The sequence below is a fragment of the Mycobacterium sp. 1081908.1 genome (assembly GCF_001673535.1).
Taxonomy (GTDB): Bacteria; Actinomycetota; Actinomycetes; order Mycobacteriales; family Mycobacteriaceae; genus Mycobacterium.
Map to the genome: position 1 here is coordinate 45,544 of NZ_LZLY01000155.1, position 25,188 is coordinate 70,731.

Below are 25,188 nucleotides of genomic sequence, written 5' to 3' on the forward strand. Positions count from 1 at the left end.
CCAGTGAGAATCGCGATCACCGGAGCCAGCGGCGTGCTCGGACGCGGCCTGGCCGCCCGGCTGCTCAGCCAGGGCCACGATGTCGCCGGGATCGCGCGGCACCGGCCCGAAAGCTGGCCGAGCGCGGCGGATTTCGTCGAGACGGACATCCGGGCCTCGGAAGCGGTCAAGCGCGGCGTCGCCGGCGCGGACGTCGTCGCGCACTGCGCGTGGGCACGCGGCAGCGAGCGGGTCAACATCGGGGGAACGCTCAACGTCCTCGAGGCCATGGCCGAAACCGGAACCCGGCGCATCGTTTTCGCGTCGTCGGCGCATGTCTACGGCGCGGGCGACGCCCCGAAGACCGAGCACGACGCCCGGACCCCCGTCAGCGCCGACGGCCGGCACCAGGCCCGCGTCGAGCAGCTGCTCGAGGATTCGGGCCTGGAATGGATCGCCATCCGCTGCGCGCTGGTCCTCGGCCGCGGCGTCGACAACTGGGTGCGCCGGCTGTTGGCGTTGCCGGCGTTTCCCGGCGGGGCGGCCGATCGCCGCATGCAGGTCGTTCACCTCGATGACGCGCTTCGGCTGTTCAGCCGGGCGATCGTGGACACCGAAGTGGGCAGCGGGCCCGTCAATCTCGCCGCGCCGGGCGAACTGACCCTGCGGCGGGTCGCCACGACGTTGGGACGCCCGATCGTGCCGTGGGGCGTGCGATCGGCCGAGCTGCGACTCGTGCAGAGCGCCCCGTTCATGGATACCGCGCGGTTGCGCGAGCAGTGGGGATTCCGGCCGGCGTGGAGCTCCGCCGAGTGCGTCGAGGACTTCGCCGTCGCGGCACGCGGCCGCGTCACGGTGGGCAAGCGGGTGGTGTCGCTGCCCTGGCGGATGACCAGCATCGGCGACCTGCCCGCCGTCGACGCGCCGAGCGAGGACGGCGTGAAACCCGATTGGGCCGGCCCGGCCGGCGATAACGGGGAGTTCGACACCCCGATCGACCCGCGCTTTCCCACCTTTCTGGCCACCAACTTGTCGGAGGCGTTGCCGGGTCCGTTCTCGCCGGCGTCGGCCTCGGTCACGGTGCGCGGGCTGCGCGCCGGCGGCGTGGCCATCGCCGAGCGGCTGCGGCCCGGCGGCGTCATCCAGCGCGAAATCGCGATGCGCACGGTCGCGGTGTTCGCCAACCGGCTCTACGGCGCCATCACCTCGGCGCACTTCATGGCCGAAACGGTGCCCTTCGCCAAGCCCGCGACGATCGTCAGCAACAGCGGATTCTTCGGCCCCAGCATGGCGTCGCTGCCGGTGTTCGGCGCGGAGCGTCCGCGCTCCGAAACCGGCCGTCTCCGAAGGCAACTGCGGACCGTTCGCAACATCGGGGTATTCGGGGTCAACCTGATCGGCCTATCCGCCGGGTCGGCCGCCGACACCGACGAGTTCGTCGCCGATGTCGATCGCCTGGAACGCCTGGCCGACGGCGACATCACCCAACTCGACGATCGCCGGCTGCTGAGCCTGATCGCGCTGGCGCGCGACGACGTGGTGCACGGCTGGGTGCTGGCCTCGGCGTCGTTCATGCTGTGCGCCGCGTTCAACGTGTTGTTGCGCGGTTTGTGCGGGCGAGACACCGCCGCCCCCGCCGGACCGGAATTGGTCAGCGCGCGATCGGTCGAGGCGATGCAGCGGCTGGTGGTCGCCGCGCGGCGCGACCCGAAAGTGACGGCGCTGCTGGCCGAACCGGGGGAGCGGCTGGGCAAGCTGGCCGTCGAGGCGCCGGAGTTTCACGCCGCGGTGCTGGCCGAGCTGGCGCTGATCGGGCATCGCGGCCCGGCCGAGCTCGAGATGCTGTCGACCAGCTACGCCGATGATCCCGAGTTGCTCGTGCGCATGGTGACCAGGGCGATGAGCGCGCCTCCCGCACCGCAGCCAGAACCGGCCCGGATTCCGCTGCGGGCCAGGCCGATTGCGCGCCTGGCGGGACACCAACTTCGCGATCGCGAGGTCCGCCGCGACAAGGTGGTGCGGGCCAACTGGATGTTGCGCAACCTGATGCGGGAGTACGGGCGCCGGTTGGTCGAAGCCGGAATCCTTCGGACCGCCGACGACGTGTTCTACCTGCTCGTCGATGAGCTGGACGCGCTCCCCGCGGATGTCGGAGGCGTGGTGGAGCGACGCCGGGCCGAACGACGCAGGTTGGCCTCCGTCGTTCCGCCGACGGTGTTCAGCGCGAGCTGGCAGCCGACCACGACGACGTCGGAGACCCTGGCCGGCGGGGACACCCTGCGCGGGGTCGGCGTCTGTGGGGGACGGGTGCGCGGCCGGGTGCGGATCGTGCGGCCCGACACCATCGACGACCTGCAGCCCGGCGAGATCCTCGTCGCGGAGGCCACCGACGTCGGCTACACCGCCGCGTTCTGCTACGCCGCCGCCGTGGTGACCGAACTCGGCGGCCCGATGTCGCACGCCGCGGTGGTGGCCCGCGAGTTCGGGTTCCCGTGCGTGGTGGACGTTGCGGGAGCTACCAAGGCTTTGCCGCCCGGCGCCCTCATCGAGGTCGACGGCAGCACGGGGGAAATTCACGTCCTCGAGCCATAGGTTGCACACGGACGTGCGGGTGCCGTATCAATCGACGCCGCTACGCTTCGCCGGCGGGTATCCGCGCGACGGCGCCACCATGCGCGCGTGTAGCTCCGTCAGGGTTTTGGGCGCCCACCAATTCCACTTACCCAGCAGGTGCATGAACGCCGGTAACAACACCATCCGCACCGCGGTCGCGTCCATGAGGATGGCGAAGGTCAGCCCGACGCCGAAGATTCGCAGGACGCTGGTGCCGATCTGGGCGGCGAAGGGAATCGCCATCAAGACAGCCGCCGCAGTCACCACCCTGCCGCCCCGCGCCAAGCCAAGCGCAACGCTCTCGTCGTTATCCGCCGATGTGCGTTCGGATGCCAGCCAGTATTCGCGGATTCGGGAGACCAGGAATACCTCGTAGTCCATGGACAGCGCGAAGACGATACATAGCAAGGGCACGGGCACGATGACAGGAAGCACGCCGGTGGAGGTGGTGCCCAAGCCGGCAAGGTGACCGTCCTGGAAGATCCACACCAATGCGCCCACCGTTGCGGCGAGGGACAACACGTTGAGCACCAAGGCTTTCAGCGGAACCACAACGCTGCCGGTGAGCAAGAACAACAGGACGAGCATGACCCCGCCCGCGATCGCGAGAACCGACGGCAACGGCGTCGTGATGGCAGCGATGTTGTCGCGGTTGATCTGCGCCAGTCCGCCGAAGAGCGCCGTCGGCCCGGTGATGCCGTGCAGCCTGTCGAGTTGGAGGTCGGACGCGGCGGACAGCGGGGGTGCGCTGCTGTCGACGGTCAAGTATGCGGCCCCGCCGGCCATTCCGGTGGCCGCCGACGGTGGTCCGGTCCGGACGCCGCCGACGTAGGTGCCGCCGGGCGACGAGACGCTCGACACGTCCGGCACCCGCGACAATTGTGCGCCATACCGGTCCAGGTCCGCCTTCCACAGCCCGCTGGTGTCCGGGACAACCACTGCCACGCTGCTGAACTCGCTGCGCGGATAGTCGTCGCGGAGTTGGTCACCCACCTGGCGCGCGGGCGCCGACGTCGGAAGCATCCGGTCGTCAGGGATTCCCAATTTGACGCCGGTGGCGGAGTAAGCGAGGAGGACGAGCAGCGCCGCGGCGCCGATCCCCAGCGAGATAGCATGACGAGCAACGAATTTCGTGAAGCGGTAGAGGACCTGTGCTTCGACTGCAACGTGAGCCGGATCTGGTCGGCGCGTCATCCGCCGGATCAGCCTTCGCACGTCCAGGGCGTTCAACCGATCGCCCAGCAGCACGATTGCGGCGGGCGTGACGACCAGCGCGCCAAGGGCCGCGAAACCCACCGTTGCGACCCCGGCGTACGCCAGCGACTTAAGCGCAATCATCGGGAACAGCAGCATCGCCGCCATCGCCAACGCGACCGTGGCCGCAGAAAAGAGTACCGTCCGACCGGCGGTCGCCATGGTGGTGAGGAGGGCGCCATCGCGGTCGACGCCGCTGCTCCTCTCGTCGCGATAACGGCTCACGATCAGCAAGGTGTAGTCGATCGCCAGCGCCAAACCCAGTCCGGCGCTGATGTTCAGGGCAAACGTTGACACGTCGGTGGCGAGCGCGATAAGTCTGAGGGATGCAACCGAACCGGTGATCGCCATCAGACCCAGTGTCACCGGCAGCGCGGCGGCGACGAGGCCGCCGAACACCCACACCAGCAACAGGAAGCTGAGTGGGACTGCGATCGATTCCATCAGGATCAGGTCTTTGGTCACGCGCTCGGTGACTTGCGAAGCAAGCATGGCGGCCCCGCCGGCGCGCACCCTCACCCCGTCTCGGTCGTGGACGAGTCGGTCGGACAGCTCCCGCGCATACCGCGGTGCGTGGTTCTCGTCACCGGCGATGCTGGCGACGATCAACCCCGACGCGTGGTCTTTGCTGATGAGCCGCGCCGCAGCGGCGGGAGGCACCGTCCACGGTGATGTCACGCCGGCGACATGCGGTGAATGTGCCAACCCGTCAGCGATCGCCATGCCGACTTCACGTGCGGCACCGTCGATTCCGCCGTTTGGCGCGCTCACAGTGATCAGCAGTTGCTGTTGGCTCTGTCCGAACTTCTGCGCCATGATCGCGTCCGCCTTGGCGGACTGGGATGCCGGATCGTAGACGCCGCCGGCGGACAGCACCTTAGCCGCCGGCACGGCGATGGCGCCCAGCACGGTTGTCAGGAGCGCCGCCATGACGACGATCCAGCGCGGCGTGGCGATGGCCAGCCGGGCGATCCGTTGCAGCACCCGTATTCCCGATTACCACCGCACCGGGAGTTCGGTGAGCCCACCCGCCAGTGCGTCCGGTGGCAGCCGCAACTCCGTGACGTCGACCGCCAATCGCAACGTGGGGAATCGTGAAATCAGTTGGGAGAACACCGTCCGGAGTTCGATGCGTGCCAGAGGCGCGCCTAGGCAGTACCTGGCGCCGTGACCGAGAGCGAGATGACTTGCGCCGGAACGCGTCACGTCGACCCGGTCGGGGTCCGCGAACGCTGTGGGGTCAAGGTTGCCCGCGCCGAGGTCGAGGAGCACAAGCTCGCCCGTCTTGATGCTGACGCCGTCGATGTCGAAGTCGGTGCGAGCGTACCGAGGCACCGGGAAGCCTCGGGGGTGTGCGGCCCGCAGGGTTTCCTCGATCGCATTCGGCACCAGCGCGGGCTCCTCGACGAGTGCCTGCCACTGCTGGGGGTCGGCCAGCAGCAGCATTGCGCTGAGACCGATTTGGACGACCGTGGTCTCGTGTCCCGCGAATAGCAGGGCCATCGTGAGCCCCGCTACTTCCAGATCGGAGACCCCTTCGACCGCGCAAAGTCGCGAGATCACGTCGTCGCCCGGCTCCTGGCGTTTAGCCGCCACCAGTTGCAGACCGTATGTGAAGAGCTGGCCCATCCCCTGTTCGGAGCGCGCCCGGTCGCTCGTGTTGGCGACATCGCTGGTCCAGCGTTGGAATTGATCGCGGTCCTCGTAAGGCACGCCGAGCAGTTCGCAGATGACCAGGATGGGCAGGGGCACTGCCAGCATCGTGTGCAGGTCCGCCGGGGGACCATGCTGTGCCATCTCGTCGAGCAGGCGCGCAGTCAGGGCCTCGATTCTGGTGGTAAGCGCACGCATGTGCTTTGGGGCGAAATGTGGTTGCAGCAGCTCGCGCATGTGTGCGGTATCGGCGTGCTCGGTGTCGAAATTGCCCACTGGCCCGCCGAAGAACAACGATTCGCCCAACCGCGCTGCGGTCTCAGGCTCGGGGTGCCCTCTGCCGAGCCGGTCGTCATCGAGCAATCGCCGCACGTCCGAGTGGCGCGTGACGAGCCATGCCGAATCGCCGGTCGCGGTTCGAACCCGGTGGATCGGCCCTTCGGATTGGAGCTCACGCAGTCGCGGTGCGACCTGGAGCGGATGATCTTGATTGAAGGGCAATTGGGCCACTGTGGCCATGGAGACCTCCTCGCCACGTCTACTCAAACGTGCTCGGGACCACTTCGCAAGCCCCCCGCAAACCCAACTGTTGCATCGACGGGTTGTAACCGTCTTAGATTTGTGCATAGGGGTTTTCTGACGGACAGGGGCTGAGCTCATGCTCGGGGAAAAAACACAGCTCGCCGAATACAGCAGGCCCAATGGCGTCATCCCCGATCGGCGGTCCTGGCGCACGATCCTGCGAGCGTGGCGAGGCTTCACCGTGACCGGTAAGCGCATGTACGAGTTCTTTTATCTGGCTTCCCTGGAAATTTCGATTCCGTCGACCCCGCGCCTGTTTCACCAGGTTCGCGCTCATCCGCACGGCGGCAGAATCATCCGCGACAAACCCGATCTGCTGGCCCTGCTGCGCGATGACGCGTACCTCGCATCGCTGGCCCCCGGAACCGTGGGACATGCCTACCGCTCGTTCCTCACCACCAACCGCCTCGATGCCGGAGTGTTCGACGAGTCCGCGGTCGTCCGTCCCTATGCCCAGGCGCGCAACTGGCACGAGGACTACTACTACTTCCTGGTGCGGTGCAACGCGATGCATGATCTCCAACACGTCGTCACCGGTTACGGACCGGACATTGCCGGTGAGATCACCGGCATCGGATTCCAGTGTGGCCAGATGGAGCCCGCCGGAGCGCTCGAAAAGCTCGGTTACGCTGTCGCGTTCGCCCTGCCGGGTGCCTCATTGCGCCACAAATTGCGCGTCTACCGGCAGGCGGTCGAACGGGGCCGGCGCGCTGACAAACTGGCCGCGGCACCGTGGGAAGAGCTCCTTGATAAGCCTCTCGACGAAGTCCGAACACAGCTCGGCGTCCTACCGAAGCAGATCGCGCACCCCAACGGGGGCTGGTTCACTCGGTGGACGCCTCCCGGTATGAAGCCGGCGACGCGTTGGGACTACGACGAAATCTTGGCCCGAGACGGTGGGTAAAGGCCGCCCGCCCGGCCCCAGCTTTCTGCAGCTGGGGAAGTGGTGCCTGCGGCATGGGCCGAATTCGTTTGCCCTGTTGCCGAAGATCGCGGCTCGGTACGGCGACGTCGTTGATATTCCCTTGCCGCTGCCCGGCTGGACGATGACGCTGCTGAGCCATCCCGATCACGTCGACTACGTTATGGTGCGAAATCACGATCGGTACGTTCGCAACGATCTGACGGCCGATCTGGTGCCGGGTGAGCCCGACGTCCTCCCGGTCCTCGAGGGCGAGGAGTGGAGGAGGTGGCGCCGGGAACTGAACCCGTTCTTCACCGAGAACTCCTTGGCGTCGTTGAGCGAATCCATGTCGGCCGCGGTGTCTGCGGGCATGGAGACCTGGGTGAAGTTCGTCGCACCGGCCCAGTGGATCGACCTGGAACTCGAGCTGGGCAAAGTCGTGATGGACTCGCTGATGCGGTCCATGTTCAGCACCGAGTTGGACGCCGAAACCCTGCATCGCTATGTCGGCGCGGCGCGAGACCTCGGCTCCTACACCATTAGTCGCGCCTTCATGTCATCGTTGCCGAAGTTCGTGCCACGCCCCTTCGCGAGGCGTGGGGAGGCCGCTCAGAGCCTGATGCTGAGCGAGCTCGACAAGGTCATCGCGCGGCGGCGCGCCGAGGGGCCGCGCTCGGCGCCCGATGTTCTCGACGCGCTGATGACGATGTCCTTGGAATGGTCGCCTGACACGCGCTACCGCAGGCTGCGGACTGAGCTTGCGTCGCTCGTGTTCGCCGGCTTCGAGACGACCGCGGAATCGGTCTCATGGGCCGTCGCGCTGCTGCGCAGGAATCCGACAACGCTCACGCGGGCCTACGCCGAGGTGGACGCCCTCGGCGCCGCTCCGATCAAGTACGCACACCTGGACCGGCTTCCGTACCTGCGGGCATGTTTCGACGAAACGTTGCGCATCGCGGCGCCCGCGGGCATATTGCGCACGACGAACGAAGACGACGAGATCGGGGGATACTCCATCCCGGCGCATTCCCACGTCTTGATATCCCCCTATCGCATCCACCGGGACGCTCGATTCTGGGTACAGCCGGAACAGTTCGAGCCAAATCGGTTCCTGCACGACAGGATTAACCGAAACGCTTACATCCCGTTCAGCATCGGCCCGCGCAAATGCATGGGCTGGCGAATGGCCTACATCGACGGGTTGATGACGCTGGCGGCAATCCTGCAGCGGTACAGCTTCGAGATTCAGCCCGGGTGGAACCCGAAACCGAAACTGCGCATATCCACTGCTCTGGCAGGTGGACTACCCGTTCGCCTGGCAGTCCGATGACCGCAGCACCACGGTGGCGCCGCGGGCCGGAACGGGACTGATCCCGCCGCGTCGCACCGCCTCGGGTCGCTCGCTGATAGGTCGCACGTCGCAGTCGCCGAATAGCGTTGCGAGCACGACGCGCATCTCGAATTCGGCGAATGCTTCGCCGATGCAACGGCGGACTCCGCCCCCGAATGGAATCCACGTGTACGTGCCCGCGCGTTCGCCGAGGAAGCGCTCGGGCATGAATCGTTCTGGCTCGGGGTAGATTTCCGGCCTCCGGTGCATCAGGTAGATCGATGGCATGACGTTCACCCCGGCGGGCAACGGAACGCCGCCGATTTGCATCGGCGCTGTGAGACGCCGTGACACCACTGAGATCACCGGCCTAAGCCGCAACGTTTCTTTGACCACGGCGTCCAGGAACTGTTCCCGCCCCGTGTGGATTTCGTCGACGAGCCGCGCGTAATGGCCGGGATGGCGGACGAGTCGCTCCACCGCCCATGCCAGTGCCGTCGCCGTGGTCTCGTGTCCGGCCAACAGCAGGGTCATCAGCTCGTCGCGGATCTCGACGTCGCTCATCGGCCGGCCGTCCTCATGCCGTGCCCGCAACAGGGTGGAGAGCACGTCGGTGCGCCCGTCCAGGTCGTCGGCCCGACGGCGCTCGGCTATTTCGGCGTAGAGCAGGCGATCGACGCCGAGGAGCAGCCTTTGCACCAGCTTGGCTCTGATGCGCTGGGGGCCCAGGGCGACCAGGAACAGCTGAGTCGAAACGCCCGTTGTCCTGGCGAATATCCGCACCATCTCGGCGCGCAGGCGATCCAGGCGGTTACCCTCGTTCAGCCCGAACACCGTGCGCAGGATTATCTCGAGTGTCAACGCCTGAATCCGCGGGTGCAGACGCACCGGCTTGCCGCGCGGCCAGAGAGCGATCTCGGCCTTGGCGACCGCGGTCATCTTGTCGGCGTAGGACGCCAAGTGGTTGCCCCGAAAGGGGGGCATGAGGAGACGGCGCTGCTCGCGGTGCGCGTCGTCGTCGAGAAGCAGCATCGAGTTGGCGCCCAGCGCCGGCACCAGGATGCTCTTTTGCTCACCTGCGTGCAGCAGCTCAGGGGGACCGGTGAACACCTCTTTCACCACGTCCGGATGCGACACCATCACCCAAGGAGACTCACCCGCGAGGCGCAACGTGAACATGTCACCGTATCGGGCCGCCGAGCGTCGCATGAACTCCCAGGGGCGCCCTATCCACGCGGCCGTCTGAACGGCGACTGGAAGTCGAGGACCGAGCGGCAGGGCATCGATGGTCACCGCTCCAATTATCGTAAAGGGCCAGGTAGGGTCAAGCGCTCGGCGTGGGCCCGTATCCCGGACTGGCAGTTAGCCTCTCGTGATCGGGTCACCGAATCTGATCCGGGCGGCTTCCCAGGGGTCGGCGTACCGGCCCGGGCCGGCGGTCCGCATGGTGAGTCGTCGGCGCAAGAGCGGTCTCACAATCGGGGTAAGGAGCCGCGTCGGTAGTCGTTTCCAGCCGATGCGGTCCCGTATCTCGGCGAGCATGTCGGGCCAGGAGTGGTGCTGGAAAGACAGTCTCCGTTGCGCCTCGACGGTGTCCATCCAGTCGGTGGTGAACCAGCCTTCATCGATGTCGGGGTTGCCCGGTCGGCCGGCCGGCAGACCCGATGCGAATCCGTATTCGGTCGCGATGGCCGAACCAATCTCGCCTTGCCGCAACCTGTGTGACGGGTCACCGCCGACCAGCATGATGGTGCCTGCGACGTCTGCCGTCGTGGCCGCCGTGAAGGCCGCCGCGGCGTCACGAACGTCGACGGTCTGTGTCCGCCCGTCCGCGGGCAGCGATCGGTCAAAGAACAGCGCGTCGAGGTCCAAGGACGCGGCGGGGGGTTCGACGCTGAGTACGGCTCCGAGTCGCAGGATCGTCCATTCCAGACTCGATGCGCGCACCGCCGTTTCGGCTTCCAGCTTTTGTCTACCGTAGGCGTCGTAGGGTTTCGGCACGGTGTCGGCTCTCAGCAGGTCGCTGCAGCGGTGGGGGTTGCGCACGCCGTACACGGCGGTGCTGGAAGCGTGCACGAACCGCGGAGGGTGCGACATGCGTTGTGCCGCATGCACCAACGCCGCGGTCGCGTCGACGTTGATCTTGCGCGACGCGACGGCATCGCGGTACATCCATGGGGGGCTTGACCCCGCGAGGTGAATGATCGCGGTTGGCGATGTTTCGTGGACAAGGCGCTCGGCCTCTCCGGGCCGGGTCAGGTCCGACCATCGGACGTTTACACCCGCCGGCAGCGCTCGGGCGGCCCTCCGGCCCGCCGCGGAGCACCGACCGGTCACGACGCATTGGCGGCCGTCGGCGATGAGCCGGCGAACCGTTGCCGAACCGATGAGGCCGAAAGCGCCGGTGACCAGCACCGTGTCGGTTGAACGTCTACCCGTCATGCCGCATTGCCCGGTAAGCCTGCACTTTCTGGTGGCGCCTGGCAACGCCATCGTAGCCATTGTCGGCGCGCGTTAATCGGGATTACGATTTCGTTTCGGCCGGGGGGCGTGTCCGGACCGGGCCGGTCGCGACGGGAGGAGATCGATCTTGGTGAAGGTTGCTCCCGCGGACCTTTTCTTTCGCCTCAGCTACAGCCGTTTCGTGTTGAAACATTCGGCGAAATATCACTACCCGTGGCTGACTCGTCGAATCGAGAGCGACGATGTCGTGTTTCTCAGCGCCGGCTACGAGGAAGATCCGCCGATGGGCCTGCCGCTGGATGTGGCCGACGAGCCGAACCGGGCATGCATCCAGCTTTACCACCGCACGGCGGCACAGGTCGACATCAGCGGCAAACGGGTGCTAGAGGTGGGATGTGGCCACGGGGGCGGCGCCTCCTACATCGCGCGTCACCTGTGCCCGGCCTGCTACACCGGAATGGATTTGAATCCCGACGGCGTCGCGTTCTGTCGACGGACCCACGACGTGCCGGGCGTGGAGTTCGTTCAGGGCGACGCCCAGGATCTGCCGTTCGCCGACGAGTCCTTCGATGCGGTGATCAATGTCGAGTCGTCGCACAGCTACCCCGATTTTCCGGGATTTCTGCGCGAAGTCGCCCGTGTGCTCGCGCCGGGAGGCCATTTCCTCTACGCCGATTTCCGCAACCGCAATCGCGCCGCGGAATGGGAAGCGCAACTTGCCGACTCGCCCCTGACGATGCTGACGAGGCAAGACATCAATGCCGAGGTCGTTCGCGGATTCGATCAATGGTGGATATCGCCGAAGACGCACCAAGTATTCGAGCGTGTGGTGCCGGCGCCGCTACGCGGTGCCATCAAAGGCGCGATGGGCGCGCCCGGGCCCGGGCTCTATCGTGCGGTGCAGGACGGAACGCTGTCATACCGGATGTACAACTTCGTCAGGAGTTGATGGTCATTCATGGGCGTACTTTTTCGCGTCGGTTTCAGCCCGCTCGCCTTCAGGCTTTCGGCGAAGTACGTCTACCCGCTGGCGACCCGTTGGATGGAAGCCGAGGAAGTTTCATTCTTCAACTTTGGCTACGAGGAGGATCCACCGATGGGTCTGCCGCTGGATGCGGCCGACGAGCCGAACCGGGCGTCGATCCAGCTTTACCACCGCACGGCCACCCAGACGGATATCAGGGACAAGCGGGTGCTGGAGGTGGGGTGCGGGCACGGCGGCGGCGCCTCCTATCTCACCCGCTACCTGCACCCACACTCGTACACCGGAATGGATCTGAATCCCAAGGGCATCGCGCTGTGCCGGCGAATGCACGACGTACCGGGCCTTGACTTCGTTCAGGGCGATGCCCAAGACCTTCCTTTCCCCGGCGAGTCTTTTGACGTGGTGCTGAATATCGAATCGTCGCACTGCTATCCGGATCTTCCAAGGTTCCTGCGCGAGGTCGCTCGCGTGCTCAAGCCTGGCGGACACTTCCTCTATGCCGATATCCGAAACCGCAACCACGTGGCGCAGTGGGAGAAGACGTTGGCGGCTGCCCAGCTGACGAAGCTGGCCGACCACGACATCCATGCCGAAGTCGTATGTGGGCTCGAGACGTTGTGGAGTTCGCCGAGAATAAACGAACTCACCGACCGCCGTACGCCGCCTTTGCTTCGCGGTGTGGTCAGGCTCGGGGTGGGTAGGCTTCACCGCGCGCTAGAGAGCGGGGAAGTGTCCTACCGGATGTACGACTTCGTCAAGCCTCTCAGGGAGCCGCGTCCATCAGTTCCCTGAGCGCGGCCGGAAATCCCTCCGCGAGGTCCCACAGGTCGGGCAGCAGTTCTGGACACGAGATCAGGCCGACGTCGATGTTGCCGTCGAGCGAGGCCGCCGTGACGTTGAGCCCCGCCCCGTTCATCACCGGACCGAAAGGATAGTTCGCGATGATCCGTGCCCCGAGGATCTCCCCTTGTACGCCGACCACATTCGACAACGACACGTTGTACACCGGCCGACGGCTGCTGAGCCCCACCCGCGCGTAGAGGCGCATTATCGCCGGTGGCAGCGACGGCGCGACCTCTGCAGCGTCCTGCAGCAGCGTAACTCCAATTGCCGAACTATGTTCCTTGGCAATTGCGCTCGACGCCGCGATAGCCTTGATGCGCTCCGCCGGGTCGCTCAGGTGAGTGTGCAAGCTCGACCATATGGGCGCGAACTGGTTGCGGCTCAGGCTTTTTTCGTCGTGCACCGACATGGGGATCAATGCGATCAACGGGTCCTTCGGCAGGGCGGACCGCGAAAGCAGGTAATCCCGGGAGGCACCAGCCACCACCGCCAAGAGGACGTCGTTCACCTTGACGCCGAACTTGTTCTTGACGGCCTTGACGTCGTCCAGGCCCAGCCGGGTGTATGCGACTGTTCGGTGTTCGGTGAGGTTGCCGTTGAACGGGATTCGGGGCGCGGCGAATGGTGCGGCCATAGCCCGTCCCCGGGCGACGCGGACGATTGTCTTGAACAGGGCCATCAACATCGCGGGTAGGACCCGGGCAACCAGATACCACGGTCGACGAACGAATCTCTTCAATCCGTCGATCGCGATCTCGCGGTTGCCGACATGCCCGAAGCCCTCGACGCGTTCCGGTGGTGCCGCAACGGCATCGGCGGCATACAACTGCGCCCACAAGTTGCCGGCCGTCAGACCATCCGCAAAAACGTGGTGGGTCCTGATGACGGCGGCGATGCGCCCACTCACTGTGGGGTCGGTTCCGGAGACACCCTCGATCAGCGAGATGTCCCAGAGCGGTCGATCGCGCTCCAGGGGCGTTGCGGCCAATCGCCCTACCACTTCGGACAATTCACGGCGACTGCCGGGCGCGGGTAACTCGATCCGGTGGACATGTCGGTCAATGTCGAAATCAAAGTCCTCGACCCACACCGGGGTGTCCAGATTCAGCGCACTGTCGGCCAGCTTCGCGCGGAACTCGGGCAGCGCATGGGTGCGCTCCAGCAGCGTGTCGCGAAACGCCTTGAAGCTGTACCCTCCGGGCATTGTCGATATGTCCAACTCCGCCAGCGAACACGCGTGCATCGGCTGCACCGAACTCTCGAACACGAGCATGGTCGAGTCGAATCCGCCGAGCCGATGCACTGTTGCCCCCGGCGACCTACCGCGACGCGGTGGACATGTCGGTGACGCTTGTGGATTGGTGCGCGACGTTCTCTTCCACTTCGCGTGTCCATACCGACACGGGGTAGCTGGTGTCGAGCTCGTACTCGAAACGCGCCGTCATCTCCGGTGTGACGTCGTCGATGTCGACGTAGAACTGCGAGTACCAACGCCGCAACTGGTAAATGGGGCCGTCTTGGTCGCACAGCAGCGGATTGTCGATCTTGGCCTTGTACTTGAAGATTTCGACGTCCTGCTCGAAACCGGCCGTGACGCCGTCGGCGACCATCCGCGCCAGTTTGTCGGTGGTCTCCGCGTCCAGCCCGCGTGGCTTCTGCACCGAAACCGCGTTGTGCAGCATGAAGGCGTCTTGGGTCACCGGATAGTGAAACGCGATGAGGATGGCTTCGGATCGGTAGCCCGCGTAGTCATTGTGCAGGTTGGTGACCACGTAGGCCGGCCCGTAGTAGGAAGATTCGGTCTTCAGGATCGACTTCGCGAAGGCGGGACCCAGGTCGGTGTCCGGCCGCCCCCGGTTCGTCAGGTACTGACTGGCCACGTGCCCCTCGAAGACGTTCTTGAAATAGGTGGGGAAGCCATCGTGCACGTAGAAGAAGTGCGCGGTATCCGCCAGGTTGTCGACGATTTCGCGGCTGTGGGAGCCCTCGATCAGCCAGCTCTTCACCGACCAGTCGGTCCACTCGTCGCTGAAAACTTCGTCGATACGGGGAATCGCAACGTCGTCCGGTGGAAGGTTGTTCTCGTGATCGTGCCAAACGAAGAGCAGACCGTTCTGCTGGCACGTTGTCCACGAGCGTGTTCGAGCGAGCTTCGGGATGCGTTTGGCGTACGGCACGAGGCTGCACCGGCCGTCGCCGTCCCAACGCCAGTCGTGGAACGGGCACGCAATCGAGTCGCCCTTTATCGATCCGCGGCTGAGGTCACCACCCATGTGGCGGCAATAACTGTCGAGGACCCGCAGCTTGTGCTGGCTGTCCTCGAAGACCACGAGCCTGGTGCCGAACGCGTCTACCGAGTGGGGTATCCCATCAGAAAAATCGCGCTCGAGGCCCAGGCAATGCCATCCCCGAGCAAACCGCCTGGGAACCGCCCCCGTCTCGATCTCGCGCACCTGCTCCATGCGACCCCTCCGCGATGATCTGTCCCCACACTCAGGCTCGGTCGCGGACCCGGTTCTGAGCACTCACTCAGCATCGCCAGTGAATCATTCTTGCGGATCGAGCGCAAGAATTGCGGGTTTTGCCGGTCGCCATCGATCGGCGCCGAATTGCTTTGGATCGCAACGAGCTCAGCCGTTGTTCATGTGCGATAAATGGGAAACCCGCGGTAACGGCATTGCGAACGGGTCGCCTGCCGCCACGCCGGCGAGCCATCACGAAATGTTTGTCGCCAAAAACGTCAGCGGCAGGCCCAAAACCGATAAGTCGATTTCGTCGAGATGGGAGCCTTCGCCCGCCAAGCTCTGGCGGAACCGGGTTATCGCGCCGTAGCGCTTGGCAACGTCTTCAGCCGCCGAGGCCGCCGGAACCCGGATTACCACGCTGTACACGCCCTCGCCGTGACTTTCGAGGAATTCGTTCACCGACGCGGCCACCTGTCCCCGCGATTTCGGGATCGGGCTGATCAGCTCGATCCCGCGATTCCAGTCGAGGTGAATGTCCAGGCCCAGTTCGGTCAGCTGGAAGTTCTCGAGGACGAATCCCAGGTCTGTGAAGAATTGCGCCACCGCGGCATGCCGCTCGGGTGCCACGGCGAACACGACGTGATGGAGCGATGGCGATTGATCGTCCGCCGTCATCGCACTTCCTTCGGCTGGTCGTTTGCACTCCGGGGTGCAGTATGCAATACGCCCGAGCGCCGAGCTAAGGCCCACGTTCGGCGACCACGATCACGGGTGCGCCGCCGAATGCTGACGCGCGAGTCGTTCGTCGTGGATCCTGACAAGTTCACGGAAGCCGAGCCGGTGGTATTTGGGTATCGGCTGGATGCCCCACACGTCCTGCGCGGTGGCCTTGCCCGCGGCTCCCTCCGGCGGCCCGAAGGGCGGGTACGGGTACTTGCACTCCAAGGTGTCGTTCGAATATCGGATCTTCAGCAGCTCGCTGCAGATTTCGGTCAGGCTCAGCGTGGGGTAGCCGTAGTAGACCGCCATGAACGGCAACGTGAACGCGCCCTCGATGACGAGGGCGACCAGGCACACCAGGACGGCCCGCTTGATCCATTTGTGCATCCGCGCGTAGTACGGCGTCGTCCCCGGCTCGAGACCGGCAGGCGGGTCTTTTTCCTCGGTGGTTGTCGGTTCGGTCATCGCAATGCTCCTAAACCTGTTCAGTCGGTGAAGATTTCGCGGTTGACGGTGTGTAGGTACGGGATGGCGAGGAAGGGGGTGATGTAGAAGATGTCGTAGAGCCACCAGCCGACGACCGGGAAAACCACGCCGGCATAGCGCACGTCGGCGTACATGGTCATGTTGAACACGTAGGCGGACCAGATCACCACGCCCATCCAGCAGGTGATGACCATCCACTGATGGCCCCACCGCTTCATCTGCAGGAACCCGATCGCCGCCGCAACCCGCATGGAGAACACGGTGAAGATCAGCCCCGCCACATACGCCTTCTCGCCCGGGCCCGCCGCGCCGCCGACCCAAAGCTCGTTGTAGTGCCAGAAGTAGCCGGCGTCGAACATGTTGCCCCACCCGACCATCAGCACCCGGTTGATCAACGTGTGGTTGGCGACCAGGTCCAGGGCCCAGCCCAGGCTGTTGAGCATTCCGTCGATCAGCACCAGATACCCGATCAGCGTCACGATCATGGGCCGGACCGACAGCCCTGCGCGCAGGGCTTGGCGCTGCAGCCACACCCCACGCATGAAGATGGGGAATCCGATCAGACCGGGGGCCCACATGCCCATCAGGGCGGCGCCGACGATCATCCATTTGTCCGCGCGGCGCTGCGCCTGGCGCGATTCGTCGTGGTGTTCCTCGAGGCTGACCGAGGATCCGCCGCCCGAAAGCCGGTTGAGGAGGGGAAGATTCACAGATCCCACCACCCGCGGGCAAACGACATATAGAGCTGGATTCCGAACATCGCCGCTAAGTAGCCGTAGATCAGTACTTGGAAGACGATGAGCGCCCGTTTGCGCTTCCGCTCTTTCAGATCCATGTCCGTACTCCTTTCTAGGTCGGCGCGGCCAGGCTGGCCGCCGCGACTTCGCGCAGACCGTCGGTGACCGCGCCGTCGCTGCTCAGTGGCGCGAGTATGCAGGCGTCGGCCGCATCCAATTCGGTTGCGCCGGCGGCGATCAGGTGGGCGGCGGTAACCAGCACCCTCGTCGATGGAGGCTCGAAGTGAAAGGCTTCGTCGGCGGTGCGGATCGCAACCGCGCATCCGACCAGCCGCCGCGCCGCCGCGACGGGAATGCCGGTTTCGGCGACGATCACTTCGGCCTCGCGGTCGGGCGGCAGATACTTCATCGTCAGCGTGACGAACCGCTGGCGAAACGACGGCTTGAGTTCCTTGAGCGAGCTGCGATACGCCGGGTTGTACGAACACACCAGCATGAAGGCGTCGGGCGCCTGCACCACCTCGCCGGCGCGATCGAGGTACAGCGACCGGCGGTGGTCGGTGAGCGAATGCAGGATCGCCAGCGAGTCGTGGCGTGCCTCGACGACCTCGTCGAGATAGCAGATCGCGCCGGCCTTGACCGCCCGGGTCAAAGGGCCATCGGTCCACACCACATCGCCGCCGGTCACCATGAAGCGGCCGACGAGATCGGAGCTGGTCAGGTCGTCGTGGCAGCTGACGGTGACGACGGGTCGCCGCAACCGCACGCCCATGTGCTCGACGAGCCTTGTCTTGCCACAGCCGGTCGGGCCGGTGAGCATCACGGGCAGGCGCCGGTGGAAGGCCTGCTCGAACAGCTCGACCTCGTTGCCGTTCGCCAAATAGGTGTCGGTGGCGTTCATGCGGCGACCAGTTCGCGATGGACATGTGCCAACACCCGCGGAAGCTCCTCGACGCGGCGGATCCGTTGGGACAGACGGGAACCGAACACCTCGGGGAGGGGATCGACGCGCGTCGGCCCCACGCCCACGTAGTACATCGACACGCCGGCGTCGTTGGCCTCCTCGACGGCGTGCGCGGCGTCCGCCCAGGCATAGCGGCCCTCATAACCTTCATCGGAGATGAGCCCGTCGCCGATCACGATCAGCAGGCGCCGCTCGGAGGGCTGCGCGAGCAGCCGGTTCGTCAAATGGCGAAGTGGCGCACCGAGTCTGGTGTATCCCCGGGTGGACAGGCCCAGCCCGCTCGGTGGCACGAACCGGCGGTCTTCGAAGTCCTTCAGGCAGCGCACCTCGACTCGGTGACGCGTATTGCCGCTGAACACGAAGACCCCATGACGCTCGCGCGCCAGCGTCATGGCGCGCGAAAGCGCATCGGCGCAGGCCAGTTCCAGCCGGAAGATCCGCCCGCCGTGCACGCCCAGCGACGAACTGCCGTCGAGCAGGAGGGCCGTGGTCACATCCCGGCCGCTGGGCAGCAGGTCGCGGAATATCCTCGGCTCCTTGGCCTCCCCGGTCGTGAGATCGATGTAGTGGCGCACGTATTGGTCGACGTCGAGGTCGCAGCCGTCCTCGAGCCGATTCGTCATCGCACGATGGGTGTGTTCCTCGAACCACCTGCGTACGTCGACGGTCACGGGTGCGGCTTGGCCGGTTCGCCGGGCATCCGCGGTCTCCACCACGGCGACGTGGTCGCGCATGAACCGCTGTGTCCACGCGTTCCATTCGGGGTAGGGAATCCCGGGCCGGTGTTCCGGGGTGACGTCGAAATCATTGTCCTGCGGCCGGCTGGGCGGGGGCAGGTTGGGGTTGCGGACGCCCCCGTCGCCGCCGACGGGAACCGAATACGGACGCGGGAGGCGCTTCTGCGTTGTCGTCCAGGGCATCCTGCCGAAGCTGCGGCGCAACCTGTCGGACCATCCCCTCGCCATCGTGTAGGCCACCGGCAGGTTGCCCAGCAGCGGATGGACCGTCAACGCCTGTCCCGTGGCCGCCAGCACGATTGCCCGGTCGAGCATCTCCACGGCGCTCATGTCACCGGCTTCGATGCGGACTTCGGGTAGCAGTCGTCGCATCTCGGGGAGCAGGCCCGGCCACCGCGAAGCTACCCAGCCCAGGGCGACGCCGCCTTCGACGATTGCGAGCGCCCGCAGCTCGCGGGCGGACAGCTCGTTCAGCCGGTATTCGGTGATGCGTTCCTTTGATGGCGAGCATTGCAGGGCCACACCGCACGTCAGGGTCCTCCGGGACCAGTCGGACGGTGCGGGATAGGGGACATGGACGAACGTGAGCTTTCCGTTCAACCCGAAGGCGCGCCGCTCACCCGTGACGAGCCGTGCGCCCTCGCGGCGCTGGTCGCTGAACGCCACCGCCGTCACGGCACAACCGCGTTCGAGCGCCAAGGCATGCCCATCGGGTTGCTCAGTCATTTGCCGCTTTCAGAATGTGCCGATGTTGGAGAACAGCCAATACCAGAACCAGATGATCAGGCCAGTTCCGCCCCACGCGGCGACATAGCGCAGGATCTCCCAGACGTAACCCACGGCCTGACCTCCTCAAAGGCTTTCAATCGGTGAAGATTTCGCGATTCACGGTGTGTAGATACGGGATGGCGAGGAACGGGGTGATGTAGAAGATGTCGTAGAGCCACCAGCCGACGACCGGCAGCACGACGCCCGCGAAGCGGACGTCGGCGAACATCGTCATGTTGAAGACGTAACCGATCCAGATCACCACGCCCATCCAGCAGGTGACGACCATCCATTGATGGCCCCACCGCTTCATCTGCAGGAAGCCAATGGCGGCGGCGATCCGCATCGTGAAGACGGTCAGGATGAGTCCGACCTCCCAGGCCTTTTCGCCGGGGCCCGCCGCGCCGCCGATCCACAGCTCGTTGTAGTGCCAGAAGTAGCCGGCGTCGAACATGTTGCCCCAGCCGTTCAACAGAACGCGGGCGAGCAGGGTGTGGTTCGCCACCAGGTCAAGCGCCCATCCCACGGTGTTGATCGCGGCGTCGATGATGACGAGATAACCGAGCAACGTGACGAGCATCGGCCGGACGGAAAGCCCATCCCGTTGCGCGCGGCGCAATAACCGCACGCCCCAAAGAAACAGCGGCAGTCCGAAGATGCCCAAGGCCGCGGTGCCGATCAGGAGGCTGCCGGAGATGAGCCATTTGTCGGCCTGACGCTGCGCGAGCTGCGATTGCTGCGTGTGCTCGTCGAACGTCAGCCCCGGTGCGGCAGAGCCGCCGTGTTGCAGCTTCGACGGATACACGAACCCCCCTTCGCCGAGACTGATCGAGCAGGTGCGAGCACTATAGCAGGCTGACTTGAGTCAGCGATAGAGCAGCGGCAAGTAGCCACGTGAGGGACGGACTCATTGGGAGCGCATGGCCATTCCCGACCGTTCGGACTCACAAACACTGACATTAGTCAGGCTTGCAAGCGTTGACATGGCGTTTGAGGAGCGCCTACGCTCAGCGAGCGCTCAGCCGCTCAGGCCAAAGGAGTTGCAATGACGCTCAAGTCGCCGACCCAGCCGAAGTATCGCGTAATCCAGTGGGGCGTAGGCAATGTCGGAACGGTGGCGCTGCGCCACTTTGCCCATAATCCCGCCTTCGAGGTGGTCGGAGTCCTCTGCAACCGCCCGGAGAAGGTGGGCAAGGATGCCGGCGAGCTCGTCGGTGCCGCGCCGATCGGGGTGCTCGCCACCACCGACAAGGCGGCGATCGAGGCGCTCGACGCCGATTGTGTTTTCTACGCGCCGCTTTGGTCGGATCCCGACGAGGTCTGTCGGCTGCTGCGCGGCGGCAAGAACGTCGTCGCCTCGGGCGGCGCGTGGTGGTACCGAACCGAGCACAGCCGGGCCGACATCGACAAGATCGACGCGGCATGCCACGAGGGTGGGACGTCGTTCCACGCGGGCGGCGTCAACCCGGGTTTCGCCGCGGACCTGCTCGTCCTGACGCTGGCCCGCATTGTCAGCCGGATCGACGCCATCCACATCTACGAGGTGGTGAATTTCGGCAAGGACACGCTGAAGTACCTGCACGAGATGGGTATGGGCAACACACCCGAAGAGTTTCGGGCGGGCCCGAATCTGCTGGGGAACGCGTGGCCGTTGTTCGCGCAGTCCATGGCCATGATCGCGGACGGGCTGGGCGAGACCGTCGAGAAGTACACGACGGACGTGGAGCTTGGCGTGGCGACGCGCGACATTCACTTCGAAGGCGGTCCGGGAAGCGACATGCCGGGTTTCAAGGGGGTGATCAAGAAGGGCACCGTCGCCTCCCAGCATCACAGGTGGACGACGTGGATCGACAACAAGCCGCTCATCACCTTTCACGAGATGTACACGATGGACGAGTACGAAGCCATTGAGCCGCAGCCTGATTGGGGTGGCCATTACCACTACCGCATCGTGATCGAGGGCGACGAGCCGACCGAGCTGATCCTTCAAGCGCCGGCGGACCCGCAGGGCAACTACCCCAAGCCCGGCTACACCTGGACGGCGATGAGCCCGGCGAACACGGTTCCGGCCGTCTGCGAGGCCGCGCCGGGTTTCCTCACCCACAAGGAGCTCGGGCTGGTGCCGTTGCGTGGACTGGTGCGCTCGTAGCCGTTGGCGGCGTGGATCAGGGACGCAAGCTGCGCAACGTCCTTGCCACGTAGTCTTCCAGCAGATCGTGGCCGGTCGGCCAATGGTTCGTGGTGATCAACAGGGAGTAAAGACCCAGCAAGAAGAACACCGCGCTGTTCATGGGATTGACGTGCGGATCCGTCTCCCCGCGTTCCTGAGCGAGCGCGATTTCCTGGGCGACCAAGACCACCAACGGGTGATCCCTGCCGTCTTCGGTGGGCGGACGGGTTTGGGAGAAGTGCAGCGCGAGAAAGTCATTGAAGAGCAGGTAGCCCAGCCGGCGTTCCAGTCCGACCACGACGCGAACCGCCTCGTTCAACGCGGAAGCAAGATCGTGCTTGGACTTCAGGAATTGCGCGAACTGCTTGGCGATGCGGTCCTCTTCCCGGCGCTCCAGCTCCAGCAGGACATGTTCCTTGGTGGGGAAGTGGAAGAAGAAGGTGCCGTGGGCGACCCCCGCGGCGGCCACAATGGCGCTGACGTCGGCCTCGGCCATTCCCGCACGCGCGAACTCCGCGATGGCGGCGCCCATCAAACGCTCTCGCGTCTGCAAGCGTTTTGCTTCTCGCGCAGACAGTCTGTCCGTCACAGCCATTCCAGTCCCTCAAGGTTGACCCGACTCATCCGAGAGTTACGAGCGCAATTCGCCCATTATGACGTGTTCGCGCCAGAAAGGCTTGCATAACTTTGAGCGTCGCCTCACCACACCAGCCGACGCGAATCGGAACGGCATACATTCATTGACTTTAGTCAGAGAGCGTTCTTAGAGTGTACGGCGCACACCCCACGCGCGGCCGAAGGAGCCCGGCATGGCATTGGAGCAGTTCAGACTGGATGGACAGGTCGCGATCGTCACGGGCGCCGGCAAGGGTGTTGGGGCGGGCATCGCCCGGGTTTTGGCGGAGGCCGGGGCGACGGTTGTGGGGACCGCCCGCACCGAAGCGGACATCGTTGGCACGATCGAGGGCATCGAGGCCGCGGGCGGCAAGGGGCTGGCGCTCGTCGCGGACGCGATGAGTCGTCCCGACGGGGAACGCGTCGTGAACACCGCCATGGATCGCCTGGGCCGCATCGACATCCTCGTCAACAATGTCGGCGGCTCCACGTACGCCCGTTTCCTCGACATCACGGACGAGGATTTCCGGCACACGTTCGACTGGTGCGTGACTTCTGCGTTCATCATGAGCCAACTCGTCGCCCCACACATGCTCGGCGCCGGACGCGGTTCCATCGTCAACATTTCGTCGGGATCGGCCCGTTTCGGAATTCGCGCGCTGACCGCCTACTGCGTCGCCAAGGGCGGGCTGGAGGCCCTAACCCGCGCCATGGCGCAAGAACTCGCGCCGAAGATCCGCGTCAACGCCATCGCACTCGGTTCGTTCGCCACCGACGGTTTGCAGAGCAGCCTGGACTTGATGCCCGGTTCACTGGAGAAGATGCAGGAGAACACGCCCCTGCATCGGCTCGGCGACGTCGAGGACCTCGGGCGGCTCGCGGTGTACCTGTGCACGCGGGATTGTTACGCGACGAACGCGACCTTCCATGTCGACGGCGGCATCGACTCGAACAATTCGCCACTGCCCATACCCGACTACTGACCGGCGCCTGACATGATCGGTCATCATCCGCCGTTGGAAGGATCGGGCTAACAATGCGCAGAGTCATTCAATTCTCGACCGGCAACGTGGGGCGGCATTCGTTGCGAGCGATCATCGGCAGACCGGACCTGGAACTGGTCGGGGTGCACGCCGCCGGCTCCGAAAAGATCGGCCGCGACGCAGCCGAACTCTGCGGATTGGCGCGGCCGACGGGCATCATCGCCACCGACGACGTCGACGCCCTCGTGGCCCTCGGCGCCGACTGCGTCGTCTACACGGCGCAGGGCGAGACCCGGCCGATCGAGGCCATCGAGCAGATGGCCAAGTTTCTGGCGGCGGGCGTCAACGTCGTCGGCACGTCGCTGGTCTGGCTGGTGACACCGCATCACGCCGAAGACTGGTTGCGGGTTCCGTTGGAGCGCGCCTGTGCGGCCGGGGGTACCTCGCTCTACGTCAACGGCATCGACCCCGGCTTCTCCGGCGACACACTGGTGCACGCAGCGGCCAGCCTGACCACCCGGGTCTCGTCGATCACCGTGCAGGAGATATTCGACTACGGAAACTACGACGACGCCGAGTTCACCGGTGCGGCAATGGGGTTCGGAACCGCCCCGGACGACGAGCCGGCCATGATGTTCCTGCCCGGGGTGATCGTCGCGATGTGGGGCGGCCAGGTGCGGAGTCTGGCCGACCATCTCGACATCAAACTCGACGACGTCCGGCAGCGCGTCGAACCCTGGTACACACCCGAGCGCATCGACTGCACGATGATGACCGTGGAGCCGGGGCGGATGGCCGCGGTTCGCTTTGCCACCGAGGGCGTCCTCGACGACAAACCGGTGATCACCCTCGAGCACGTGACGAGGCTTACCGCCGCCGCCGCGCCCGACTGGGAGTTCCCGCCCGAGGGGCACACCGGCGTGCACCGAGTCGTCGTGGAGGGCGAGCCGCGGGTGGAAATCAACACCCACGTATCCCATCCCCTCTTCGACGCCACAGATGCCGGCTGCATCTCGACCGCGGGCCGGGCCGTCAATGCGATCGACTGGGTGTGCCGCGCGCCCCAAGGACTGGTCGGCGTGGAGGACATCCCGCTGTCCGCGACGATGCGCGGCCTGATGTGGAACGAGCCTTAGGTGCGCGTTGCCGGAAAGCGCATCCTGATCACGGGTGCGGCCCGCGGTCTGGGGCGCAGTCACGCGCTGCGGCTCGCCGAGGAGGGCGCGGACCTGATCCTGGTCGACGTTTGCCAATCCCTGCCGCAGATCGAATACCCGTTGGCCACAACGGAAGATCTCGACGAAACGGCGCGATTGGTGGGCGAATTCGGCCGCCGCTGCGTGAGTTACGTCGTCGACGTCCGCGACGGCGAACAACTACGCGCGGCGGTCGACGAGGGTGCCGGACAACTGGGCGGTCTCGACGGGTCGGTGGCCAACGCGGGCGTGTTGACGGTGGCGCCATGGGACAGAACGACTCCCGACGACTGGCGCACGGTGGTGGACGTGAACCTGATCGGGGTATGGAACACCTGCGCGGCGGCGATACCCCACCTGCTCGAGCAGGGCGGCGGCAGCCTGGTGAACATCAGCTCGGCCGGCGCCGTCAAGGGATTCCCGCTACAGACGCCCTATACCGCGGCGAAATACGGCGTGGTCGGATTGACGCTGGCGCTGGCCAATGAACTGGCCGCACAGAACGTGCGCGTGAATACCGTGCTCCCGACCGGTGTCCCGACCGGGATGGTTCCGCCGTCGTTCGGGGCCCTGCTGGGCGAGCAACGCTCCGACCTGATCCCGATCTTCGTCAACGCGATGCCGACGCCCGCGGTCGAGCCCGCCGACGTCAGCAACGCGGTGCTGTTCCTCATTTCCGACGAGTCCAGGTATGTGACGGGGCTGCAGTTCAAGGTAGACGCCGGGGTCACCATCAACTAA

Annotated in this window: 23 protein-coding genes; 9 read left to right on the forward strand and 14 right to left on the reverse strand. The window is 65.5% G+C overall.

The window, feature by feature from the left end; genetic code table 11:
- Nucleotides 1-3 precede the first annotated feature (3 nt).
- Nucleotides 4-2,571, forward strand: a complete 2,568-nt coding sequence (locus tag A5655_RS25200) for a sugar epimerase family protein (protein WP_067015258.1) — start codon at nt 4-6, stop codon at nt 2,569-2,571.
- A gap of 27 nt (nt 2,572-2,598) precedes the next feature.
- Here the strand turns inward: A5655_RS25200 and A5655_RS25205 are convergent, their stop codons facing one another.
- Both A5655_RS25205 and A5655_RS25210 read right to left on the reverse strand, forming a co-directional pair.
- Nucleotides 2,599-4,830, reverse strand: a complete 2,232-nt coding sequence (locus A5655_RS25205) for an MMPL family transporter (protein ID WP_067015259.1) — start codon at nt 4,828-4,830, stop codon at nt 2,599-2,601.
- 12 nt (nt 4,831-4,842) lie between these two features.
- On the reverse strand, nt 4,843-6,018 hold the full coding sequence (locus tag A5655_RS25210; RefSeq protein WP_067015263.1) for a cytochrome P450: 1,176 nt from the start codon (nt 6,016-6,018) through the stop codon (nt 4,843-4,845).
- Nucleotides 6,019-6,157: 139 nt separating this feature from the next.
- On the opposite strand from A5655_RS25210, the gene A5655_RS25215 reads away from it, so the two are divergent.
- On the forward strand, nt 6,158-6,985 hold the full coding sequence (locus A5655_RS25215) for a Coq4 family protein (RefSeq protein ID WP_067015265.1): 828 nt from the start codon (nt 6,158-6,160) through the stop codon (nt 6,983-6,985).
- Nucleotides 6,978-8,315, forward strand: a complete 1,338-nt coding sequence (locus A5655_RS25220) for a cytochrome P450 (RefSeq protein ID WP_082978875.1) — start codon at nt 6,978-6,980, stop codon at nt 8,313-8,315. The genes A5655_RS25215 and A5655_RS25220 overlap by 8 nt, the downstream gene beginning before the upstream one ends.
- Here A5655_RS25220 and A5655_RS25225 read toward each other — a convergent pair.
- Nucleotides 8,289-9,608, reverse strand: coding sequence for a cytochrome P450 (locus A5655_RS25225; protein WP_156765032.1), 1,320 nt, complete (start codon nt 9,606-9,608; stop codon nt 8,289-8,291). The genes A5655_RS25220 and A5655_RS25225 overlap by 27 nt on opposite strands.
- Before the next feature lie 69 nt (nt 9,609-9,677).
- A complete protein-coding gene (locus A5655_RS25230) occupies nt 9,678-10,817 on the reverse strand; it encodes an NAD-dependent epimerase/dehydratase family protein (RefSeq protein ID WP_369807249.1) in 1,140 nt (379 codons plus the stop codon).
- 142 nt (nt 10,818-10,959) lie between these two features.
- Between A5655_RS25230 and A5655_RS25235 the strand changes: the two genes are divergently transcribed.
- Together A5655_RS25235 and A5655_RS25240 are read left to right on the forward strand one after the other, a co-directional pair.
- Nucleotides 10,960-11,727 carry a phthiotriol/phenolphthiotriol dimycocerosates methyltransferase gene (locus tag A5655_RS25235; protein ID WP_067015391.1) on the forward strand — a complete coding sequence of 256 codons (768 nt, stop codon included), beginning with the start codon at nt 10,960-10,962 and terminating at the stop codon, nt 11,725-11,727.
- 9 nt (nt 11,728-11,736) lie between these two features.
- Complete coding sequence (locus A5655_RS25240; RefSeq protein WP_067015271.1) at nt 11,737-12,555, forward strand: phthiotriol/phenolphthiotriol dimycocerosates methyltransferase; 819 nt, start codon at nt 11,737-11,739, stop codon at nt 12,553-12,555.
- Here the strand turns inward: A5655_RS25240 and A5655_RS25245 are convergent.
- The 9 genes from A5655_RS25245 to A5655_RS25280 all read right to left on the reverse strand — a co-directional run bounded on the left by A5655_RS25245 (nt 12,527) and on the right by A5655_RS25280 (nt 20,273).
- Complete coding sequence (locus A5655_RS25245; protein ID WP_067015273.1) at nt 12,527-13,909, reverse strand: wax ester/triacylglycerol synthase family O-acyltransferase; 1,383 nt, start codon at nt 13,907-13,909, stop codon at nt 12,527-12,529. The genes A5655_RS25240 and A5655_RS25245 overlap by 29 nt on opposite strands.
- 16 nt (nt 13,910-13,925) lie before the next feature.
- Nucleotides 13,926-15,068: a Rieske 2Fe-2S domain-containing protein gene (locus A5655_RS25250; protein ID WP_067015275.1), complete on the reverse strand. Its 1,143-nt coding sequence runs from the start codon at nt 15,066-15,068 to the stop codon at nt 13,926-13,928.
- Between the two features lie 252 nt (nt 15,069-15,320).
- The gene (locus tag A5655_RS25255) at nt 15,321-15,746 is read right to left on the reverse strand and encodes a hypothetical protein (RefSeq protein ID WP_067015278.1); all 426 of its coding nucleotides are present in this window, start codon (nt 15,744-15,746) and stop codon (nt 15,321-15,323) included.
- 90 nt (nt 15,747-15,836) lie between these two features.
- Nucleotides 15,837-16,256, reverse strand: coding sequence for a hypothetical protein (locus tag A5655_RS25260; protein WP_067015280.1), 420 nt, complete (start codon nt 16,254-16,256; stop codon nt 15,837-15,839).
- Nucleotides 16,257-16,276: 20 nt separating this feature from the next.
- The gene (locus tag A5655_RS25265) at nt 16,277-16,987 is read right to left on the reverse strand and encodes a hypothetical protein (protein ID WP_067015283.1); all 711 of its coding nucleotides are present in this window, start codon (nt 16,985-16,987) and stop codon (nt 16,277-16,279) included.
- A complete protein-coding gene (locus A5655_RS29165) occupies nt 16,984-17,112 on the reverse strand; it encodes a hypothetical protein (RefSeq protein ID WP_255362034.1) in 129 nt (42 codons plus the stop codon). Before A5655_RS29165 ends, A5655_RS25265 begins: the two co-directional genes overlap by 4 nt.
- A 14-nt stretch (nt 17,113-17,126) precedes the next feature.
- Entirely contained in the window at nt 17,127-17,915 is a 789-nt protein-coding gene (locus A5655_RS25270) for a CbbQ/NirQ/NorQ/GpvN family protein (RefSeq protein WP_067015286.1), read from the reverse strand.
- Nucleotides 17,912-19,441 (reverse strand): nitric oxide reductase activation protein NorD, encoded by a 1,530-nt coding sequence (locus A5655_RS25275; RefSeq protein ID WP_067015295.1) that lies wholly within the window; start codon nt 19,439-19,441, stop codon nt 17,912-17,914. The genes A5655_RS25270 and A5655_RS25275 overlap by 4 nt, the downstream gene beginning before the upstream one ends.
- 136 nt (nt 19,442-19,577) lie before the next feature.
- The gene (locus A5655_RS25280; protein ID WP_156765035.1) at nt 19,578-20,273 is read right to left on the reverse strand and encodes a hypothetical protein; all 696 of its coding nucleotides are present in this window, start codon (nt 20,271-20,273) and stop codon (nt 19,578-19,580) included.
- 255 nt (nt 20,274-20,528) lie between these two features.
- Between A5655_RS25280 and A5655_RS25285 the strand changes: the two genes are divergently transcribed.
- A complete protein-coding gene (locus tag A5655_RS25285) occupies nt 20,529-21,632 on the forward strand; it encodes a dihydrodipicolinate reductase (RefSeq protein ID WP_067015299.1) in 1,104 nt (367 codons plus the stop codon).
- A 16-nt stretch (nt 21,633-21,648) separates the two neighbouring features.
- Here A5655_RS25285 and A5655_RS25290 read toward each other — a convergent pair whose 3' ends face one another.
- Nucleotides 21,649-22,248: a TetR/AcrR family transcriptional regulator gene (locus A5655_RS25290; RefSeq protein ID WP_067015301.1), complete on the reverse strand. Its 600-nt coding sequence runs from the start codon at nt 22,246-22,248 to the stop codon at nt 21,649-21,651.
- A 214-nt stretch (nt 22,249-22,462) separates the two neighbouring features.
- On the opposite strand from A5655_RS25290, the gene A5655_RS25295 reads away from it, so the two are divergent.
- The 3 genes from A5655_RS25295 to A5655_RS25305 are packed head-to-tail and all read left to right on the forward strand — an operon-like array spanning nt 22,463 to nt 25,188.
- Nucleotides 22,463-23,251: an SDR family NAD(P)-dependent oxidoreductase gene (locus A5655_RS25295; RefSeq protein WP_067015304.1), complete on the forward strand. Its 789-nt coding sequence runs from the start codon at nt 22,463-22,465 to the stop codon at nt 23,249-23,251.
- A gap of 53 nt (nt 23,252-23,304) precedes the next feature.
- Nucleotides 23,305-24,387 (forward strand): dihydrodipicolinate reductase, encoded by a 1,083-nt coding sequence (locus A5655_RS25300; protein WP_067015307.1) that lies wholly within the window; start codon nt 23,305-23,307, stop codon nt 24,385-24,387.
- Nucleotides 24,388-25,188, forward strand: coding sequence for a mycofactocin-coupled SDR family oxidoreductase (locus A5655_RS25305; protein WP_082978877.1), 801 nt, complete (start codon nt 24,388-24,390; stop codon nt 25,186-25,188).

What these genes read in the sequence shown, in the direction of transcription:
- A5655_RS25210 (WP_067015263.1), bottom strand. Translation starts at nt 6,018, where the DNA reads ATGGCCACAGTGGCCCAATTGCCCTTCAATCAAGATCATCCGCTCCAG.
- A5655_RS25215 (WP_067015265.1), top strand. Translation starts at nt 6,158, where the DNA reads ATGCTCGGGGAAAAAACACAGCTCGCCGAATACAGCAGGCCCAATGGC.
- A5655_RS25230 (WP_369807249.1), bottom strand. Translation starts at nt 10,817, where the DNA reads ATGGCTACGATGGCGTTGCCAGGCGCCACCAGAAAGTGCAGGCTTACC.
- A5655_RS25240 (WP_067015271.1), top strand. Translation starts at nt 11,737, where the DNA reads ATGGGCGTACTTTTTCGCGTCGGTTTCAGCCCGCTCGCCTTCAGGCTT.
- A5655_RS25250 (WP_067015275.1), bottom strand. Translation starts at nt 15,068, where the DNA reads ATGGAGCAGGTGCGCGAGATCGAGACGGGGGCGGTTCCCAGGCGGTTT.
- A5655_RS25255 (WP_067015278.1), bottom strand. Translation starts at nt 15,746, where the DNA reads ATGACGGCGGACGATCAATCGCCATCGCTCCATCACGTCGTGTTCGCC.
- A5655_RS25260 (WP_067015280.1), bottom strand. Translation starts at nt 16,256, where the DNA reads ATGACCGAACCGACAACCACCGAGGAAAAAGACCCGCCTGCCGGTCTC.
- A5655_RS29165 (WP_255362034.1), bottom strand. Translation starts at nt 17,112, where the DNA reads ATGGATCTGAAAGAGCGGAAGCGCAAACGGGCGCTCATCGTCTTCCAA.
- A5655_RS25270 (WP_067015286.1), bottom strand. Translation starts at nt 17,915, where the DNA reads ATGAACGCCACCGACACCTATTTGGCGAACGGCAACGAGGTCGAGCTG.
- A5655_RS25275 (WP_067015295.1), bottom strand. Translation starts at nt 19,441, where the DNA reads ATGACTGAGCAACCCGATGGGCATGCCTTGGCGCTCGAACGCGGTTGT.
- A5655_RS25285 (WP_067015299.1), top strand. Translation starts at nt 20,529, where the DNA reads ATGACGCTCAAGTCGCCGACCCAGCCGAAGTATCGCGTAATCCAGTGG.
- A5655_RS25290 (WP_067015301.1), bottom strand. Translation starts at nt 22,248, where the DNA reads ATGGCTGTGACGGACAGACTGTCTGCGCGAGAAGCAAAACGCTTGCAG.
- A5655_RS25295 (WP_067015304.1), top strand. Translation starts at nt 22,463, where the DNA reads ATGGCATTGGAGCAGTTCAGACTGGATGGACAGGTCGCGATCGTCACG.
- A5655_RS25300 (WP_067015307.1), top strand. Translation starts at nt 23,305, where the DNA reads ATGCGCAGAGTCATTCAATTCTCGACCGGCAACGTGGGGCGGCATTCG.